Annotated in this window: 17 protein-coding genes and 2 pseudogenes; 13 read left to right on the top strand and 6 right to left on the bottom strand. The window is 69.6% G+C overall.

From position 1 onward, the window contains the following. Positions 1-7 precede the first annotated feature (7 nt). Positions 8-178: a hypothetical protein gene (locus tag FMEAI12_RS38435; RefSeq protein ID WP_235014262.1), complete on the top strand. Its 171-nt coding sequence runs from the start codon at positions 8-10 to the stop codon at positions 176-178. 176 nt (positions 179-354) lie between these two features. Here the strand turns inward: FMEAI12_RS38435 and FMEAI12_RS21070 are convergent, their stop codons facing one another. Continuing rightward, complete coding sequence (locus FMEAI12_RS21070; protein ID WP_112107563.1) at positions 355-1,074, bottom strand: alpha/beta fold hydrolase; 720 nt, start codon at positions 1,072-1,074, stop codon at positions 355-357. 162 nt (positions 1,075-1,236) lie between these two features. On the opposite strand from FMEAI12_RS21070, the gene FMEAI12_RS21065 reads away from it, so the two are divergent. The 3 genes and pseudogenes from FMEAI12_RS21065 to FMEAI12_RS40075 form a co-directional block, all read left to right on the top strand. After that, entirely contained in the window at positions 1,237-1,896 is a 660-nt protein-coding gene (locus FMEAI12_RS21065; protein WP_112107562.1) for a TetR family transcriptional regulator, read from the top strand. Between the two features lie 36 nt (positions 1,897-1,932). Next, the gene (locus tag FMEAI12_RS21060; RefSeq protein WP_368672096.1) at positions 1,933-2,967 is read left to right on the top strand and encodes an alpha/beta hydrolase; all 1,035 of its coding nucleotides are present in this window, start codon (positions 1,933-1,935) and stop codon (positions 2,965-2,967) included. A 333-nt stretch (positions 2,968-3,300) separates the two neighbouring features. Beyond that, positions 3,301-3,429 (top strand): annotated as a pseudogene (locus FMEAI12_RS40075) (IS110 family transposase); the annotation flags it as partial. 149 nt (positions 3,430-3,578) lie between these two features. On the opposite strand, the gene FMEAI12_RS40070 reads toward FMEAI12_RS40075, so the two are convergent. Both FMEAI12_RS40070 and FMEAI12_RS36285 read right to left on the bottom strand, forming a co-directional pair. Beyond that, positions 3,579-4,088, bottom strand: coding sequence for a barstar family protein (locus FMEAI12_RS40070; RefSeq protein WP_368672095.1), 510 nt, complete (start codon positions 4,086-4,088; stop codon positions 3,579-3,581). 110 nt (positions 4,089-4,198) lie between these two features. Then, positions 4,199-4,666, bottom strand: a complete 468-nt coding sequence (locus FMEAI12_RS36285; RefSeq protein WP_131626066.1) for a hypothetical protein — start codon at positions 4,664-4,666, stop codon at positions 4,199-4,201. 305 nt (positions 4,667-4,971) lie between these two features. Between FMEAI12_RS36285 and FMEAI12_RS21045 the strand changes: the two genes are divergently transcribed. From FMEAI12_RS21045 to FMEAI12_RS21020, 6 genes are all read left to right on the top strand, one after another. Beyond that, positions 4,972-6,105, top strand: coding sequence for a sulfite exporter TauE/SafE family protein (locus FMEAI12_RS21045; RefSeq protein ID WP_071066631.1), 1,134 nt, complete (start codon positions 4,972-4,974; stop codon positions 6,103-6,105). A gap of 46 nt (positions 6,106-6,151) precedes the next feature. After that, positions 6,152-6,373 carry a heavy-metal-associated domain-containing protein gene (locus FMEAI12_RS21040; protein WP_071066630.1) on the top strand — a complete coding sequence of 74 codons (222 nt, stop codon included), beginning with the start codon at positions 6,152-6,154 and terminating at the stop codon, positions 6,371-6,373. 270 nt (positions 6,374-6,643) lie between these two features. Beyond that, positions 6,644-7,330, top strand: coding sequence for a hypothetical protein (locus tag FMEAI12_RS21035; RefSeq protein ID WP_112107560.1), 687 nt, complete (start codon positions 6,644-6,646; stop codon positions 7,328-7,330). Between the two features lie 223 nt (positions 7,331-7,553). After that, complete coding sequence (locus tag FMEAI12_RS21030; RefSeq protein ID WP_112107559.1) at positions 7,554-7,793, top strand: heavy-metal-associated domain-containing protein; 240 nt, start codon at positions 7,554-7,556, stop codon at positions 7,791-7,793. Beyond that, a complete protein-coding gene (locus tag FMEAI12_RS21025) occupies positions 7,790-8,818 on the top strand; it encodes a hypothetical protein (protein ID WP_112107558.1) in 1,029 nt (342 codons plus the stop codon). The genes FMEAI12_RS21030 and FMEAI12_RS21025 overlap by 4 nt, the downstream gene beginning before the upstream one ends. Positions 8,819-8,837: 19 nt before the next feature. Beyond that, positions 8,838-11,129, top strand: coding sequence for a cation-translocating P-type ATPase (locus FMEAI12_RS21020; protein ID WP_112107557.1), 2,292 nt, complete (start codon positions 8,838-8,840; stop codon positions 11,127-11,129). 58 nt (positions 11,130-11,187) lie between these two features. On the opposite strand, the gene FMEAI12_RS21015 is transcribed toward FMEAI12_RS21020, so the two are convergent. Then, positions 11,188-12,048 (bottom strand): M56 family metallopeptidase, encoded by an 861-nt coding sequence (locus FMEAI12_RS21015; protein WP_235014261.1) that lies wholly within the window; start codon positions 12,046-12,048, stop codon positions 11,188-11,190. 65 nt (positions 12,049-12,113) lie between these two features. Next, a complete protein-coding gene (locus tag FMEAI12_RS21010; protein WP_112107555.1) occupies positions 12,114-12,506 on the bottom strand; it encodes a BlaI/MecI/CopY family transcriptional regulator in 393 nt (130 codons plus the stop codon). A 280-nt stretch (positions 12,507-12,786) separates the two neighbouring features. Here FMEAI12_RS21010 and FMEAI12_RS21005 point away from each other — a divergent pair, with 280 nt between their 5' ends. Next, complete coding sequence (locus tag FMEAI12_RS21005) at positions 12,787-13,092, top strand: SHOCT domain-containing protein (RefSeq protein ID WP_071066644.1); 306 nt, start codon at positions 12,787-12,789, stop codon at positions 13,090-13,092. A gap of 205 nt (positions 13,093-13,297) precedes the next feature. Here the strand turns inward: FMEAI12_RS21005 and FMEAI12_RS21000 are convergent, their stop codons facing one another. Next, positions 13,298-14,809, bottom strand: coding sequence for an alkaline phosphatase PhoX (locus FMEAI12_RS21000; RefSeq protein WP_112107554.1), 1,512 nt, complete (start codon positions 14,807-14,809; stop codon positions 13,298-13,300). 239 nt (positions 14,810-15,048) lie between these two features. On the opposite strand from FMEAI12_RS21000, the pseudogene FMEAI12_RS20995 reads away from it, so the two are divergent. Continuing rightward, positions 15,049-15,648: pseudogene (locus FMEAI12_RS20995) on the top strand (UvrD-helicase domain-containing protein); the annotation flags it as partial. 170 nt (positions 15,649-15,818) lie between these two features. After that, a partial coding sequence (locus tag FMEAI12_RS20990) for a serine hydrolase domain-containing protein (protein ID WP_146776742.1) occupies positions 15,819-16,163 on the top strand: 345 nt, incomplete at its 3' end.

Genomic DNA, 16,163 nt, shown 5'->3' with positions numbered 1-16,163 from the left:
CACGCCGTTGACGGCGGGAGCTCGCACCCACTTCCAGGCCGCCGGTGTTCTGATGCTCTCCGCCGACGAGGTCGCCGCCGCCGTCGTCGACACTCTTCGCGCCGGGGAGGCGGGAACCGAGCTCGTCCTCACGCCTGGCCACGGCCCGGCTCGCTATGTCCCAACGCCGCTGCGTTGATGCCGCTGCGTTGACGCCGGTCGGTCCCGCCGAGGTGCCGGCCGGCGCGGATGGACTCCGAGGACGTCAGGCCGTCCAGGCCGGCGGCCCCACGGGTCGCCGGCCTGAACGCCGCACCGGCGATGTCCACTCCGAAACGGCCGTACCTCGATCCTGTCCGGCTCGCCCGGACCTGATCAGGCGGAGGCAACCTCGTGGAGCGCGTCGGCGACCGCCCGCGGCTCGGTGATCATGAGGTCGTGGCCGGTGTCGACGGCCCAGAGACGGCCGGCCGCGCGCGCCTTCTCCATGAGCTCCGCGTCGCGGGTGGCGAGGGTGGAGGTACAGACGATGTGGTACTGCGGGATCGCCCAGAGCGCCGCCTCGTTGGCGAGCGTCAGCGGCTGCTCGAAGCACCGCCACGGGTGGCCGGTCAGGCGATCGTCCATCCAGGCGAGGTCGGCCGGGTCGGTCACGCCGTAGAAGGCCCCCGCACCCGGGGCCGGCAGGAGGACCAGCTCGACACCGTCGACAACCTGGCCGTGCGGCCGGGTCACCGTGATGATCGGCCCGGCGACATCGACGAGCGACTGGCCGTTCACGGGGTTCGCCGCGTCGAGGTAGACGATGCGGCCCACCCGGTCGGCAGCCCGGTCGGCGACACCGGTGATGACCATTCCGCCGTAGCTGTGCCCGACCAGGATCACGTCACGCAGGTCCTCGTAGTGCAGCACCGCCACGACGTCCTGGATGTGTAAGTCGAGGTCGACCTTCGGGCTCGCCAGGTGCGCGCGCTCTCCCACTCCGGTGAGTGTGGGCGCGTAGACCTCGTGCCCGGCAGCCCGCAGTAAACGGCCTACCGGCTGGTAGCACCAGCCGCCATGCCCGCCACCATGCACCAGGACGTACGTCGCCATGCGAGTTCTCCTTCGCCATGACGGCACAGCCGACCCGTCCCGCGGGTCCGCGAGCCGTCCCTGATCGTGTAGACCGTGTAGATATCCCAGATATCCGGATAACCAGGATATCGTAGGTGATGTCTTGAGTAAGGACTGTCGGCGAACGAGGGGAGGAGCCAGGTGCCCGCATCCCGGCCAGGCGATGCAGTCCTCCGTGTGGTGCTTGAGCTGCTCGAGTCCGGCGGCCATGACGCCGTCCAGATCCGTGAGGTGGTCCGCCGCGCACACGTCTCACCGCTGACGATCTACAAGCTGTTTCCCAGTCGGGACGAGCTCGTCGTGGCCGCGCTGCAGCAGTGGCTGACGGTCAACAGCTGTGCACCGGTGGCGCCACCAGCCCCCGGCGAATCCCTCTACGACGGCCTGATGCGGGTGTTCCGGCACGTCTTCGAGCCGTGGGAACGCAGCCCGCGCATCCTCGAGGCCTACCACCGGGCGCGGAACGGGCCGGGCGGACGAAAGCTCGACCAGCAGGCCATGGGCGCCATCGAACCTGTTGCGCGCGCCATCCTGGTCGGCGGTGACCCCGACTACATTGACGACATCGGGCTCATCCTCACGAACATGGCCTACGCCGTGGTGGGCCAGTTCGCGAACGGCGAGCTCGACATCACCGCCATTCTCCCGACACTTGAGCGGGCCGTCTTCCGCCTCACCACAAACAACGAGCCCGCTGCGGCCGCGGCACAGACGCGACGGACGCGGCCCGACAGGTACCCCACACCGCCCGCACAGCTCGACCGGCAGGACGCGACCGGCCCGGGCAAGTCACAGCGTTGACGATCCTCGAAGCGGTGGCGCACCGGCCGCCAGCTGATGAACATCGAACTACCTTCTCGGCTGACTGATCTGATCGGAGCGGAGATGACCGACCTTCGGCCTGTCCTGCACGTCCCGGCACGTGATGTTCCAGTTCCGACATCGGTGAGCGCCGAGGCGCAGGCGGTCCTCGCGATGCCCCCGATGCAGTCTCCTGGGTACCCGCCATTAGATGATCTTGATGGATGGCGAACACTGATCGCCGATCACGACCGGACGATCGGCGCCACGCTCTCAGCGCGGGCAGCCGACGCGCCGGTCCGGACAGAGGAACTCGACCTCGGCCCGTTCCGTGTCCACGACATCACGCCGATCGACCTGTCGACAGACGACGACCGCGTCTATCTCGACATTCACGGCGGTGCCTTCATCTACGGAGCTGGTGAAGCCTGCCGCGCCATGGCGGTCGGCACCGCCACACGCGCTGGCATCCGCGTCTGGGCCGTCGACTACCGGATGCCTCCCGACCATCCGTTCCCTGCGGCACTCGACGACTGCCTTGCCACCTACCGCGCACTGCTGGAGGAATGCCAACCGGAGCGCATCGTCGTCGGCGGATCGTCGGCGGGTGGTAACCTCGCCGCCGCACTCATCCTGCGAGCGCGGGACGAAGGCCTCCCACTACCTGCCGGCGCGGTGCTGAAAACGCCGGTCGTGGACCTCACCGAGTCCGGTGATTCAATCCAGACGAACCTGGGGCTCGACCCACTCCTCCCGCGAAGGTCGATGCCCGCCTTCCTCCTGTACGCGGCAGGTCATGATCTTAAGAACCCCTATGTATCGCCGTTGTTCGGCGACTTCACCAAGGGGTTTGTGTCAACGATTCTCACGACAGGCACGCGTGACCTGCTCCTGTCGGACTCCGTGCGTATGCACCGGGCGCTTCGCGCAGCCGGCGTCGACGCGCACCTTCACGTCACCGAAGCAGGCGGTCATGGCGGGTTCTTCGGCATGGCCCCCGAGGACGATGCGATTCAGCGGGAGATACGCCAGTTCGTCGACTCCAGCACGGGGTGGAGGTCAAAATTTTGATTGGCGGTCTGTTCCTCCAGGATCGATCAGGACGTGTGCTGTACTGAACGAAATAAGGTGCACCTCACGAATTCCGAGTCGCCGTCGGTCAGTCTCACGGTGTCGGCGTCTGACGGCTGTAATTGCCGACCGGCGAGTTCGCCGGCTACGCCATGAGGAAGATGTCCATGGCACTGGTGAGATGTCCTCGGCGGACTTGGTCAGGTAAGCCGGCCCTGCGGCGCGCAGGGCCGCGAACTGGCCAGCGGATAGCGCGTCGAGAAGGTGGCCGAAGTCGGCTGATCTCAGTGCGGCCGTGAGACAGCACCCGGTCTGGTGCTGGGTCCCTCGAAGGACGACCTCACCCGCTACCGCGACACCAAGGCCCGGAGGAACTACTCCGGCACCAGCCCGACCACCCGCGCCTCCGGGAAGAAGACGGTCATGCAGGCCCGCTATGCGACCAACTACCGCCTCGCTGACCGCCGTGCACCGGGCAGGCCTTCTGGCGGTGATTCTCGGGTGGCGATATCGCCACCCGAGAATCACCGCTTCAACCATGACGGATTGGCGAATCTGTCGGTGGTGAAAGTTACCCCGAATAGATCGCAGGGAGATCGCCCCGCTGCAGGCTAAACTGTCGACAGGACAGATACCGGCACACCGGGTGGGGAATATAGATCGACCAGGTCGCTGTCTGTCAGTTCTGGATCGCGCAGAACTGTATGGAACGGCACTCGTCGTTCGTCAATAGGCCAGCCGCGCGACCCCGGAGCAGTCCATGCTCTACCTGCGGACGAGAGTACGCCGAGGAGAACCTCGAGCGAGTGCTGTTGCCGTGACAGAAGTTGGGAACTGTTGGAGATTTCCAGGACGTAGGCCTCGGCTGGTGCCCAACTCAGGTCGGTGAGACATTCGTACATGGCGTCCCAGTTGCGACCGTAATAACCGGGGAAGTCCCACTTATCACTAAATTCGTCATGCATGTCCGACTCGGTGCTCGTATAAATACCGTTGATGCTCGCCAGCCGTACATCACTACCCGGCTGGTCGGCATCTTCGAGAGGCGCGGGTACTTCTCCGCAGAGAATCCAAGGAGGTTGTGGTGAAAGAAGTATGTGAGGTAGCCGGCTATGGGGCACTTTTGCCTGCCTAATCCGCGTGAAGTACTTGTAATGATCGCCAGTATACTAATTGGAAACCAGGCTGCTGGAATGTTGATATAGGTCGGGTCCGGATCTCGGAAGAAGCCTCAGATGATTTCCGGGGTGGCCGGCAGTCGAGCGAATGCCTTCTTGGCGCCGTCGTGTAGTTCGGCGGCGGACTTGTGTGCGCTGTGGTCGTCGACGATGAGGAAAATGGTGCCGTCGATGTCGTGGAGGAGCTGCTTGCAGAATTCGATGAACGTCGCGGACGTGGTCGTACCGTCCAGATGTCGGCTTGGGGCGGCGAAGCGTCGTGCGATGCCGTCGAGGACGGTGCCGAGGCCGGTGGTGAAGGTGGTGCCATCGCGGTCAGGTGCGCGGGCGCGGAGAGCGTGGGCGAGGTGGGGTAAGACGGCGGGGTCGACGGTCCAGGCGGCTGCGGGGTCGAGCTTGAGTGGGGCGACGGCGGCGATGAGCTGTTCGGCGTGGCGGAGCGCGTTTGGTCCGAGGGGGCCGGGGCGGGTGGATGCCTGTGGCGTCCAGGGCCGACAGACGCCGCCCGCGGGGCTGCCCACGGCCAACCTTCGCTCTGTCTACGATCTTTTGTAGTAGATCCTGCCTTGGTGCCGGGTCGCGGACGCTGCCCGGGTGTTCCGATGGGCCTGCTTCGCCACGGTGCCCCCGCGCCGTGGATGCTCACGGCTGACCCGGGTGTCTACTACGTCATGTAGTGGTTTACCGTCTGGTTCGGCAACTGACGTCGGACCGCATGCCGGATCCCGCCCGGTCTCGCTGCTCGTTTCGACACGCGGCCCGGGCGGGGCTCCGCGCTCGGCTGGCGAGCTTTCGAGCATCCTCGTCCACTCTCGCGGGAGGCTGCGTGAATCTCGCAACTGTTCTGGTGACCGGCCTGTTCGCGGGTGGTGTGTCCTGCGCCGCGGTGCAGGGCGGCCTGCTGACCGGCCTGATCACCCGGCAGCGTGCGGCAGCGGCGGGGGCAGCCGAGCCGTCCCGTCCCGCGCCTGGGCGTGGTCGCCATTCGGCCCGCCATGCCGTCCGCCGGGATCGGGCCCGTTCCGGGATCCGGTCGGTGCAGGCCGTACGGGAACCGGACTGGCGTGCTCAGCTCGGTGACGACCTCGCGCCGGTCGGCGGGTTCCTGGCCGGGAAGCTTGTCTCGCACGTCCTGCTCGGGGCGTTGCTGGGCGCCGTGGGCGGCGCGGTGGAGCTTTCGGTCGATGCGCGCACCTGGCTGCAGATCGGCGCCGGCCTGCTGATCATCGTGTTCGGTCTCGCCCAGCTGGGCGTGCCGGGGTTCCGCGGCGTCGTCGTCGAGCCGCCGGCCTCGTGGATGAGGGTCGTCCGCAGGCGTGCCCGTTCCCAGGCGGCGCTGGCACCGGCGCTGCTCGGTCTGGCCACCGTGCTCATTCCGTGCGGCGTGACGCTGTCGGTGGAGGCGCTCGCGCTCGCGTCCGGGTCCGCGCTGGCGGGTGCGGCGACGATGGGGGTGTTCGTGCTCGGCACCGGCCCGTTGTTCGCCGTTCTCGGCTACGCCGCCCGCAGGGCCGCGACCGCGTGGCGCAGCAGGCTGGCCGCGGTCACCGGGCTGGTCGTGCTGGCGATGGGGCTCTACACCCTCAACGGCGGCCTGCAGCTCGCCGGTTCGCCGCTGGCCGCCAACCGGCTCGCCGAGGCCGTCGGGCTCTCCCGGGTGCCGGTCGACACGTCGGCCGCGTCGACGGTGGACGGGCGCCAGACCGTGAAGATCACGGCTGATGCCGACTCCTACAGCCCCGGCAACGTCCAGGTGCAGGCAGGTGTGCCCACGACGCTGGTGGTGCACTCGGACAACGCGCAGGGCTGCATCCGGTCGTTTGTCATCCCGGACCGCGACGTCGAGAAGGTCCTGCCGGTCGAGGGCGACACGACGATCGATCTGGGGGCGCTGAAACCCGGGAAGCTGCGCTACGCGTGCGGCATGGGGATGTTCACCGGGGTCATCACCGTCGTCTGACGAGCAGATTGCCTTCGGCTGTACAAGGAGAACGGAGTACCCGACAGTGCCCGCCACCACACACACGTTCCGCGTCGAAGGAATGCACTGTGCCAGCTGTTCGCTGCTCATCGACGATGCTCTGGAGGACCTACCGGGCGTTCGCAGCACCCGGACCACTCTGAAACAGGGACGCACCACGGTCGAGCTGGACCTGAGCCGGAACAGCCCGCGGGACGTGGTCAGAGTGATCGAAGAACTCGGCTACAGGGCCTCGCCGCTGCCGTGACGGACCGGCCAGAACCTGTCGGGCAGGCTGACCGCCCCGGTCCCGGATCGTCCGCTGCCATGACGTCTACCACCAGGAGGCCGGCATGACTGTGCTGTCCTGCGCGACCGGGTGAGCCGGGCAGTGGACGGTCCACCGACCACGCCGCTCGTTATCCGCCGGGCGGCGTTCCACGAGCCATCCAGGCCCGTTCCCGACTCGCCCCTGTTCCAGGCCGAAGCCGAGGGACGGAGACATGCGGGAGGCCGGCGGAGAGCCGAGACCCGGATCATGGCCGACATCGGGGCGCGCAGAATCGTGGCGGCGTTCGCCTCGCTCGGCGCGGCCGCGACTCATGCCGCTGTCGCGCCGAGCCATTTCACCTCCTGGCCGTTGTCGGGCGTTTTCTTCTTCGCGACCGCGGTCTTCCAGGCGGGCTGGGCCCTCGCCGTGATGCGGAGCGCCGGCCGACGGACGGTGGCGACGGGCCTGCTGGTCAACGCGGGGGTGATCCTGGTGTGGGTCCTCAGCCGGACCGCGGGTTTCCCCGTCGGTCCCCATGCCGGTATGCCCGAACAGGTCGACAGGGTGGACCTCACCGCGGTGGCCTTTCAGACGGCGGTCTGCGTCCTCGCTCTGTGGTCCCTCCGGGCGCGGCACGCGCGTGGGTTCCGTTCCTCGCTCAGCGCGGCTGCCGTGATCGGTGCCGTCGGCGCCGGGGTCACCGGCTTCACCCTGCCCGCGGTCGAACTCGCCGGGTCACACGGTCACGGTGACAGCCACGGCCACGAGATGACAGACGAGTCCGCTCCCCACTCTCACAGTTCGGACGATGATCCCCCGGAGCTCCCACACGACAGCGTGGGTGGGACGACCGGACCGTCGCCCGCGGCAGGCGAAACCCGTGAGCAGGAGCCGCCGTCCCAGCCCGCTCCCAACCACCCCCACCCCCCGGGTACCGCACCTCACGACGACTGAGCATCCCGACGTCCCCGGCTCCACATCCAGCCGCACGCACTGTCTGACCGGGGCGACGGCGGTCGCACCCCGGGCTTCCCGCGAGGTACCCCCATGGGGTACCTTGCTCGACGCAGAATACCCCCCATGGGTATCTCGCGAAGGGATGGTGAGGGCGGCCGTCGGCGTCGCGCCCTGTCGAGTCCTGACGCGATGCCCAGGGCCCCCGAGAGAGGAGCTCCTGATGAGCGAGACCACCTACACCGTGACTGGCATGACCTGCGGGCACTGCGTCGCCTCGGTCACCGAGGAGGTCGGCGACATCCAGGGCGTGACGAACGTGGCGGTGGACCTGAGCTCCGGCGCGGTCACCGTCACCGGCGACCGGCAGGTCGACCCGGCCGAGGTCCGTGCCGCGGTAGAAGAGGCCGGCTACCGGCTCGCCGGGCTGAGGCCGGCGCCCGAAGGAGCTGGTGTGAGGTGAACGCGGCGGTGAAGCTGTCCGCCTTTGGCGCGGCACTCGCCCTGCTCGTCGCAGGGGCTTACGGCGTCGGCATGGCTGTCGGCCCTCCGACCACGGTCGATGCGGGCGTCGACGATGCCTCAGCGGCCACGGCCTCCGAGGCCACGGCCGCTGAGGTCAGGGCCTCCGAGGCCACGGCCGCTGAGGTCAGGGCCGCTGAGGTCAGGGCCGCCGTCCCGGAACAGCCGGGCGGGCTGGCATCCAGCGCGGGCGGCTACACCTTCGCACCCACTGACTCGAGCTTGACCCCTGGGGCCCGCGAGGACTTCACCTTCCGGATCGTCGGGCCGAACGGAGCTCCCGTCACGGCGTTCGATGTCAGGCACGACAAGCGGATGCACCTGATCCTGGTGCGCCGCGACGGCACCGGGTTCCAGCATGTACATCCGGGCATGACGCCCGAGGGGACCTGGTCGGTCCCGCTCAGCGTGCCCGCCGCCGGCTCCTACCGGGCGTTCGCGGACTTCGCTCCCACCGGCGCGGCGGCCACCACGCTGGGTGTCGATCTGGCCGCCCCCGGTCTGTTCGAGCCGGTCATGCACGTGCCGACCCGCACCGCGGCAGTGGACGGGTATGAGGTGACGCTCGCCGGCGACCTCGTCAGCGGGCGGGCCTCGCCGCTCACCCTGACGGTGCGCCGGGACGGGCGGCCGGTGACGGACCTGGAGCCCTATCTCGGCGCCTACGGGCACCTGGTCGCGCTGCGCGAGGGCGACCTGGCCTACCTGCACGTACATCCCGACGGCGGACCCGGTGAGGGGCCGGCAGGCCCGGACGTCCCGTTCGTCGCCGAGGTGCCCAGCGCGGGCGGCTACCGGCTGTTCCTGGACTTCCAGCACGACGGGGTCGTCCGTACCGTCGAGTTCACCGTGCCCACCGTGCCCACCGTGCCCACCGAGCAGGCCGAGCCCACCGAACCGGCCGCCCGGGACGTCACCGTCACCCCGCCGCCGGCCGGCCATGACGGCGCCGGCCACAGCCACTGACCGGGAGAGGAAGGCTGGCATGAGTGTCACGACGACGAACACGTCCGGCGTTGCGGTCACCGAGATCGAGCTTGCGATCGGCGGGATGACCTGCGCGTCCTGCGCGAACCGGGTCGAGCGCAGACTCAACAGGATCGATGGTGTCACCGCCACGGTCAACTACGCCACAGAGAAGGCCCGGGTGAACGCCCCGGGCGGCGTCGATCCGGCCGTGCTGGTGGCCCAGGTCGAGGCGGCCGGCTACACCGCCGAACTGCCCCGGCCGCAGACGGCGGAGCCGGCGGCCGGCGTCCCCGACGCCGAGCCGGACCCGACCCGCCCGCTGCGCCGGCGTCTGGTCGCCAGCGCCGTGCTGGCGGTTCCGGTGATCGCGATGGCGATGGTCCCGGCGCTGCAGTTCACGAACTGGCAGTGGTTCTCGCTGGCTCTGGCGGGCCCCGTCGTGACCTGGGCCGCGTGGCCGTTCCACCGGGCAGCCTGGACCAATCTTCGACACGGCGCGGCGACGATGGACACCCTGATCTCGATCGGTGTCGGCGCCGCGTTCCTGTGGTCGCTGTACGCGCTGCAGTTCGGCACCGCAGGGATGCCGGGGATGGTGCACCCGTTCGAGCTGACCATCGCCCGCGGGGACGGGCTGGGCAACATCTACCTGGAGGTCGCCGCCGGAGTCACCACGTTCATCCTCGCCGGCCGCTACTTCGAGGCGCGTGCGAAGCGGCGGGCCGGCGCGGCGCTGCAGGCGCTGCTCGAACTCGGTGCCAAGGACGCCGCGGTCCTGCGCGACGGTACCGAGGTGCGGATCCCGATCGACCAGCTGGCCGTCGGCGACCGGTTCGTCGTCCGGCCCGGCGAACGAATCGCCACCGACGGCACGGTCGAAGAAGGCTCCTCGGCCGTCGACGCCTCGATGCTGACCGGCGAGTCCGTCCCGGTCGAGGTGGCACCGGGCGACGCGGTGACCGGCTCGACGGTGAACGCCGGCGGGCGGCTGGTCGTGCGCGCCATCCGGGTCGGCGCCGACACACAGCTGGCCCAGATGGCGAAGCTCGTCGAGGACGCCCAGAACGGCAAGGCCGCCGCGCAGCGGCTCGCCGACCGGATCTCCGGTGTGTTCGTGCCGGTCGTCATCGCCCTGGCCGCGGCCACCCTGGCCTTCTGGCTCGGGGCGGGGGCGGGCGCGGCGGCGGCGTTCACCGCCGCGGTCGCCGTCCTCATCATCGCCTGCCCGTGCGCGCTCGGGCTGGCCACGCCGACGGCGCTGCTGGTCGGCACGGGGCGGGGCGCGCAGCTCGGCATCCTGATCAAGGGCCCCGAGATACTCGAATCCACCCGCCGGGTCGACACGATCGTGCTCGACAAGACCGGCACGGTCACGACCGGCCGCATGAGCCTTGTCGAGATCCACACCGCCGCCGACGTGGACGAGACCGAGGTGCTGCGGCTGGCCGGCGCGTTGGAGAACGCCTCCGAGCACCCCATCGCGGCCGCGATCGTGCGGGCGGCCCGCGACCAGGTCGGCGACCTGCCTGATGTCGACCAGTTCAGCAACGTCGAAGGACTCGGCGTCCACGGCGTCGTCGACGGGCGTGCCGTACTCGTCGGGCGTTCGGCGTTCCTGGCGGACTGGAGCCTGCCGCTGCCGCCGGACCTCGTCGCGGCCAGGGACGCCGCCGAGGCGGGTGGCCGGACCGCCGTCGGCGTCGCCTGGGACGGCGAGGCCCGCGCCGTGCTCGTCGTCGCGGACGTCGTGAAACCGACCTCGGCGCAGGCCGTCGCCCAGCTACGTGGGCTGGGGCTGACCCCGGTACTGCTCACCGGCGACAACACGGCCGCCGCCCGCGCTGTCGCGGCGGAGGTCGGCATCGACGTCGGCCCCGACACCGTCATCGCGGAGGTGTTGCCAGCGGGCAAGGTCGACGTGGTCAGGCGCCTGCAGTCCGAGGGCAAGGTCGTCGCGATGGTGGGCGACGGGGTCAACGACGCCCCCGCGCTCGCGCAGGCCGACCTCGGTCTGGCCATGGGTACCGGCACCGACGTCGCGATCGAAGCCAGCGACCTCACTCTGGTACGCGGCGACCTGCGGGCCGCGGTCGACGCGATCCGGCTGTCCCGCAGGACCCTGGCGACGATCAAAGGAAACCTGTTCTGGGCGTTCGCCTACAACCTCGCGGCGCTGCCCCTGGCCGCGGCTGGCCTGCTGAATCCCATGATCGCGGGTGCGTCGATGGCGTTCAGCTCCGTGTTCGTCGTCGCCAACAGCCTGCGGCTGCGACGGTTCGCCGCACAGGGCGACACGAGAGGCATCTGATCGAGTTGGATGCCCCGGCGCTGGCGGCGAGTCGGTCCCCGTCCCACGGAGAAGGCGGTCATGCGCAGTGGTCCGTCAGGTCGCTCAACGCCGGGATGGTCGTCACCAGCAGGGGGAGAGCCAGCAGCAGGCCGACGAGCAGCACGCGGCCCAGGACCGTGGAGCGAGACAGCGGCGGACGGTCGGCCATGAGACGGATCACCCGCTGGTGTACCGCGGTGTTCGCCATCCCCAGCAGAGGACTGGGAGGAGCGGCGAGCCGCAGCACGGCCTGGGCGACCACGCGTGGGGTGCTGCGGCGCGCCGCGCTGTCGTCGGCGGCGAGTTCGACGAGTCGGCGTAGTTCCTCGTGGCCGACGGCGAACAGCGGCACAGTCGGGAACGCGCGGGCGAGCACGGCTGCCGCCGTGAGGATCAGATGGTGCCTGCCCGTCAGATGAGCGCGTTCGTGGGCGATCACGGCGTCGAGTTCCGCGGGCTGGAGGACACGCAGCGCCCCGCGGGTGACCACGACGGTGCCTCCCTTGCCGGGCAGGCAGAACGCCCCGCGTCTCGTGTGATCCAGGACGTAGATCCCCAGCCGGGGATGGAACCGTCCCAGAAGCCGGACGTCGTGCCGGTGCCGGGCCTGGTCCGCCCACCGGGCATGCGTGACCGCGACACCGACCTGCACGAGCCGGAGCAGCCCCAGCCCGACCAGGCCCAGCCCGACCAGCCGCGGCGCTGTCCACGGCGGAAGGACGGGGAAGGCGTGCTCGGTCCACCCGCACCACTGCACGAGCAGCACCACGATGTCGCCGATCGCGTGCAGGGGCACGACGAGCAGCGCACCGGTCAGCACCGCCATGGACACGACCGACACCGTTCCCGCCAACCAGGTGGCGACCGCGAGCCGCGGGGTGCGCGACGTCCACGACATGCCACGAAGACAACGCGGAAGGCCCCACGCGACAGCAACCATGTAAAGGATCAGAATCCCGAAAATCATCGTCGCGCAGGGCCCTCGCCGTCATCGCCACGGTTGCCGGCATGCCAGCGCACCGCCTCCCGCAACGTCTCGTACTCGCCGGGATCCATCGCCTCCACGAAGTGGAGCAGCGCCAGACCACGATCGTCAGCCTCCGCGAGCACGGAGCGCATCATCCGTGCCGTGTGCGCGCTGCGGCTCAGGACGGGCTGGTAGTGGTAGGACCGGCCGGAGCGCTCCCGGGTCAGCCAGCCCTTGCGGTACAGCCGGTCCATGACGGTCATGACCGTGGTGTAGGCCAGCACGCGGGTCGGACTGAGCAGTTCCCGGACGTCGCGGACCGCCACCGGACCTCGCGCGGACCACACCCGATCCATGATCGCGGCTTCCAGGTCAGTCAACTGCTCCACACGTTTCCCTTCGACACACTCGCCCGTATGCCATCACAGCTCTCGCTGACGCGGGCGCGGTCCTACCCGGGGCGGGCCGACCAGGCGGCTGCCGGAGACGAATGTGTACCGAGATGGCCTGTGTGTACCGAGATGGCCTGCCGGTTGGCCGGACGCGCTGGGGCGAACGTCCCCTGCGCTCCCACGGCGGAGGGCGCACGCTTTGAGGGGCAGGGGCAGGGGCGCGGTGCGGGTCTTACCGCATTGCTGTCACCCCGCCGCTCCGGGAGGTAACTGCGTGATGATGTACTGGAATGATCATGATATCAGTGGTTGGGGCTGGTTCGCCATGTCCATGGGCATGCTGCTGTTCTGGGCTGTTCTCATCACCGGGGCGGTGCTGCTCGTGCGGGCCCTGATCCGCTCCGACGAACGGAGACGTCCTGCAACGCGCTCGTCCAGCGAGCCCGGAGCCGCTCACGGACCAGTCGTACCCTCACCCGAGGAGGTTCTGGCTGGCCGCTTCGCCCGCGGCGAGATCGACGAACAGGAGTACCGCGCCCGCCTGGCGACCCTCCGAGACACCGCCCGCCTCGTCAAACACTGACCGCAGGGCACGCCGGAGCACCGCCTCGAAAACATGGTGCTCGGCCACGTGGAACCGCCATGGCCATGGCCACGGCCACACACGAAGCCGCCCACACACGAAGCCGCAGAGCCGTGGCTGGGCCTACTACCGGGCCGTTCCCGCGCCGTAGCTCACAGGTCCCTCTTCGGTGTCGTTTTCCGACACCGAAGAGGGCACGGTGTGGCTAGAGGGCGCCGCGGTTCCACGGGCCGGTGATCGCGGCCGTGAAGCCGCTGCCCACCTCGACGCCACCGAACACGTTCACGAACAGGGTCCTGCCGTCGGGGGCGAAGCAGGCGCCCGCGAACTCCGCGCTGCTGAAGTGGTTGACCGCGAACTCGAAGGTCTTCCCGGTCCGGGTCAGGCCGATCAGCCGGTTCACGTCTTCCACGCCGGGCGCCAGCGGGTGCAGGTCCCCGTCGTCGGAGGCGTCGTCCTCGCAGAGCAGCAGGCTGCCCTTCGGGCTGATCGTGATGTTGTCCGGGGAGTCGAGGACGGAGCCGCCGGGGGACTCGAACACCAGACGCAGGCGCCCCCCGTCGGTGTGCCGGCGTCCGCCGCGGGTGCCCTGCCCCCTGCCGGGCTCGTACTCCCAGATCTGGCCGAAGCCCTCGGCGTACCCGTCGGAGTTCACGTCACCGTTCTTGACGTCACCACCGCTGGTCGAGGAGAAGAAGATCGTGCTCTTCGCCGCCCAGATGCCCTCGAGGCGGTTGAACTTCGCGCCGCCCCCGGCCCAGCCCTGCGCGAACACGCTCGTCGCCCCGGGCTTGTCCGCCTCGACGATGGTGTCGGGGTCCGGGTCGTCGATGTCGACCCATTCGACGGGCAGCCAGGCGGAGGCCTTCTGCCCCTGCCGGAGGTCGACCTGCGCGCGGCCCTTGATCGCGAGGATCTGGAGCAGACCGCCCTTCTCCAGCTTGTTCGGGTCCTTCGGGAGGAAGCGGTAGAAGCCGGAGCCGCGGCCGGAACCGCCGTCCTCGGTCAGGTAGACGAAGCCGGTCCGGTCGTCGACGGCGACTGCCTCGTGGGCGAACCGGCCGAGGGCGGTCAGCGGCACCGCGGGCACGGTCTTCCCCGCGTCGGCGGGGACGAGGTAGGCGTAACCGTGCTTCTTGTCGTAGCCGTTGGCCGGCCCGGCGATCGTCTCCTCGCAGGTGATCCAGCCCCGTCCGCGGTAGGCGATGCCGCCCGCGCAGTTGACGATGGTGCCGTTGAGTCCGATGTAGTCGTTGACGAGGGTGCGGGTCCTGGGGTCGTAGTCGAGGACCGTGACACCGCCGAACGCCTTCGGGTCGTACTTGGTGGCCGCCGGGCCGGCGACCGAGCCGCTACCGGCCGGCTGGCGGTCCTCCTGGTTGCGGATCAGGCGGACCCTGCCGCCGCGCAGCGCGAAGGCGGCCATCCCGTCATGGCTGGTCCCGTTGAGAGTCCCAGGGTCGCTGACCAGAGGGGTGCCGGTCTTGCCGAACACCACGTAGCTGAACCCGGCGGGCAGCGCCAGGTACGGCTGGCCGGTCGGCTCGTTGGCTGGCACCAGGGGAGACAGCGGGCCGTATCCACCCGCCTGGTCGCTGCCGCCCCGAGCCGGCGACGCTGCCAGCGCGGCGTTGTCCAGTGCCGGCAGCAGCGCCGAGGCCACGACCGCGCCGCCTGCCACGGCCGCTCCGCGTCCCAGCAGAGTCCGCCTGTCCATCGAAGTCACATCCACATCCCTCGTCAGCCCTGCATGACGGTGACCGTCAGCCCCCGGCTGTGAAGGAGGTATGTCGCCGGAAGCTGGACGGCCACCGCGGCCGACCCTCCCAGTCCTTCTGGTACCGCCGCAGGTGGGAACAGGTGGCATCGATATGAAGGATTCGTTAATAGATCGCGGTCGATGCTTCCCCCGGGAGCCCGCCAGCTGGGGAAACGGTCTGCGCGTCGGACGGAACCGTGGTGGCACGTCGGGTCGGGCGGGGCCGTCCGCTCGGGCCTCGTCGGCGGGCACAGGTGTGGGCCGCCTGGCAGCATTTCGATCGAGATCTTCGCGCCTCCGGCCGCTGGACTCATGAGATGATCTGTGTCGAGGCGGCATGCCTGCTGGAACAGCGGCCACAACGGCCATACCGGCATGTCGTGATCGACGAGGCACAGGACCTCAGCCCGGTGCAGTGGCGCTTCCTGCGGGCGGCGGTCGCGCCAGGCACGGACGACATCTTCGTCGCTGGCGATGCCAGCCAGCGCATTCACCACAACCGCGTGAGCCTGCGGGAACTCGGCATACCGGTGGTCGTGGTCGGCACCATGCGCCGGATGAAGGGGCTGGAGTTCCGGTGCCTGGCGGTTCTTGGCGTCGGCGAGCGTCAGGTTCCCGCCTCGAGCGCGGTAACGCCAGCTGGGGAGGACGAAATCGCGCACGCCCAGGACGTCCAGCGAGAGCGCTGTCTGCTCTTCGTGGCGTGTACCCGGGCGCGGGAGGAGTTGTCGGTCTCCTGGCATGGCCCCCAGAGCCCGTTCCTCGCCCCGTTCGATCCGGCGATCCGCCCCGCGTGATCCGCCCGCGACGGTCGTTCCCGGGTCGCGTGCTACCGGGGCGCGCCTGCGACAGCGGCCGAGAAGGCCAGGGCCGTCCGCGTGCTGGCTCGGCGCGGTCGCCCGGGCCAACGGGCTGGTTCTCCGTAAACGGACTGGTCCTGGCGCCTGTGCCGGACTAGAAACGAGCGATGACCTTGCCGTCGGAGGAGTCGCCGTCCGAGGAGTTGCTACCGGGCACCCGCCGTGCGTTGCTGCACCGGCTGGCGGTCGGGCAGGCGGAGGGGCGCACGCCCTCGCTGGTCGGCGCGGTCGTGCGCGGCGGCCGGCTGGTCTGGGCCGACGGTCGGAGCATGATCGACGGGCACAGCCCGGACGCCGACGTCCAGTACCGGATCGGCTCGATCACGAAGACCTTTGTCGCGGTGCAGGTCATGCGCCTGCGTGACGAGGGCGTACTGGACCTGGCCGATCCGCTGGACCGTCACCTGCCCGGCACCGCGACAAAGGTCTTCGTGATCGAGCCGATCCGGTAC

Source organism: Parafrankia sp. Ea1.12, assembly GCF_900465275.1.
In the GTDB taxonomy this organism is placed as follows: Bacteria; Actinomycetota; Actinomycetes; order Frankiales; family Frankiaceae; genus Parafrankia; species Parafrankia soli.
This window is presented reverse-complemented; position numbering and strand designations above follow the sequence as displayed.

Coding starts and splice junctions, on each gene's coding strand:
- FMEAI12_RS21020 (WP_112107557.1), top strand. CDS start 8,838: ATGAGTGTCACGACGACGAACACGTCCGGCGTTGCGGTCACCGAGATC.
- FMEAI12_RS21030 (WP_112107559.1), top strand. CDS start 7,554: ATGAGCGAGACCACCTACACCGTGACTGGCATGACCTGCGGGCACTGC.
- FMEAI12_RS21000 (WP_112107554.1), bottom strand. CDS start 14,809: ATGGACAGGCGGACTCTGCTGGGACGCGGAGCGGCCGTGGCAGGCGGC.
- FMEAI12_RS21035 (WP_112107560.1), top strand. CDS start 6,644: ATGGCCGACATCGGGGCGCGCAGAATCGTGGCGGCGTTCGCCTCGCTC.
- FMEAI12_RS21060 (WP_368672096.1), top strand. CDS start 1,933: ATGAACATCGAACTACCTTCTCGGCTGACTGATCTGATCGGAGCGGAG.
- FMEAI12_RS21015 (WP_235014261.1), bottom strand. CDS start 12,048: ATGTCGTGGACGTCGCGCACCCCGCGGCTCGCGGTCGCCACCTGGTTG.
- FMEAI12_RS21005 (WP_071066644.1), top strand. CDS start 12,787: ATGATGTACTGGAATGATCATGATATCAGTGGTTGGGGCTGGTTCGCC.
- FMEAI12_RS21070 (WP_112107563.1), bottom strand. CDS start 1,074: ATGGCGACGTACGTCCTGGTGCATGGTGGCGGGCATGGCGGCTGGTGC.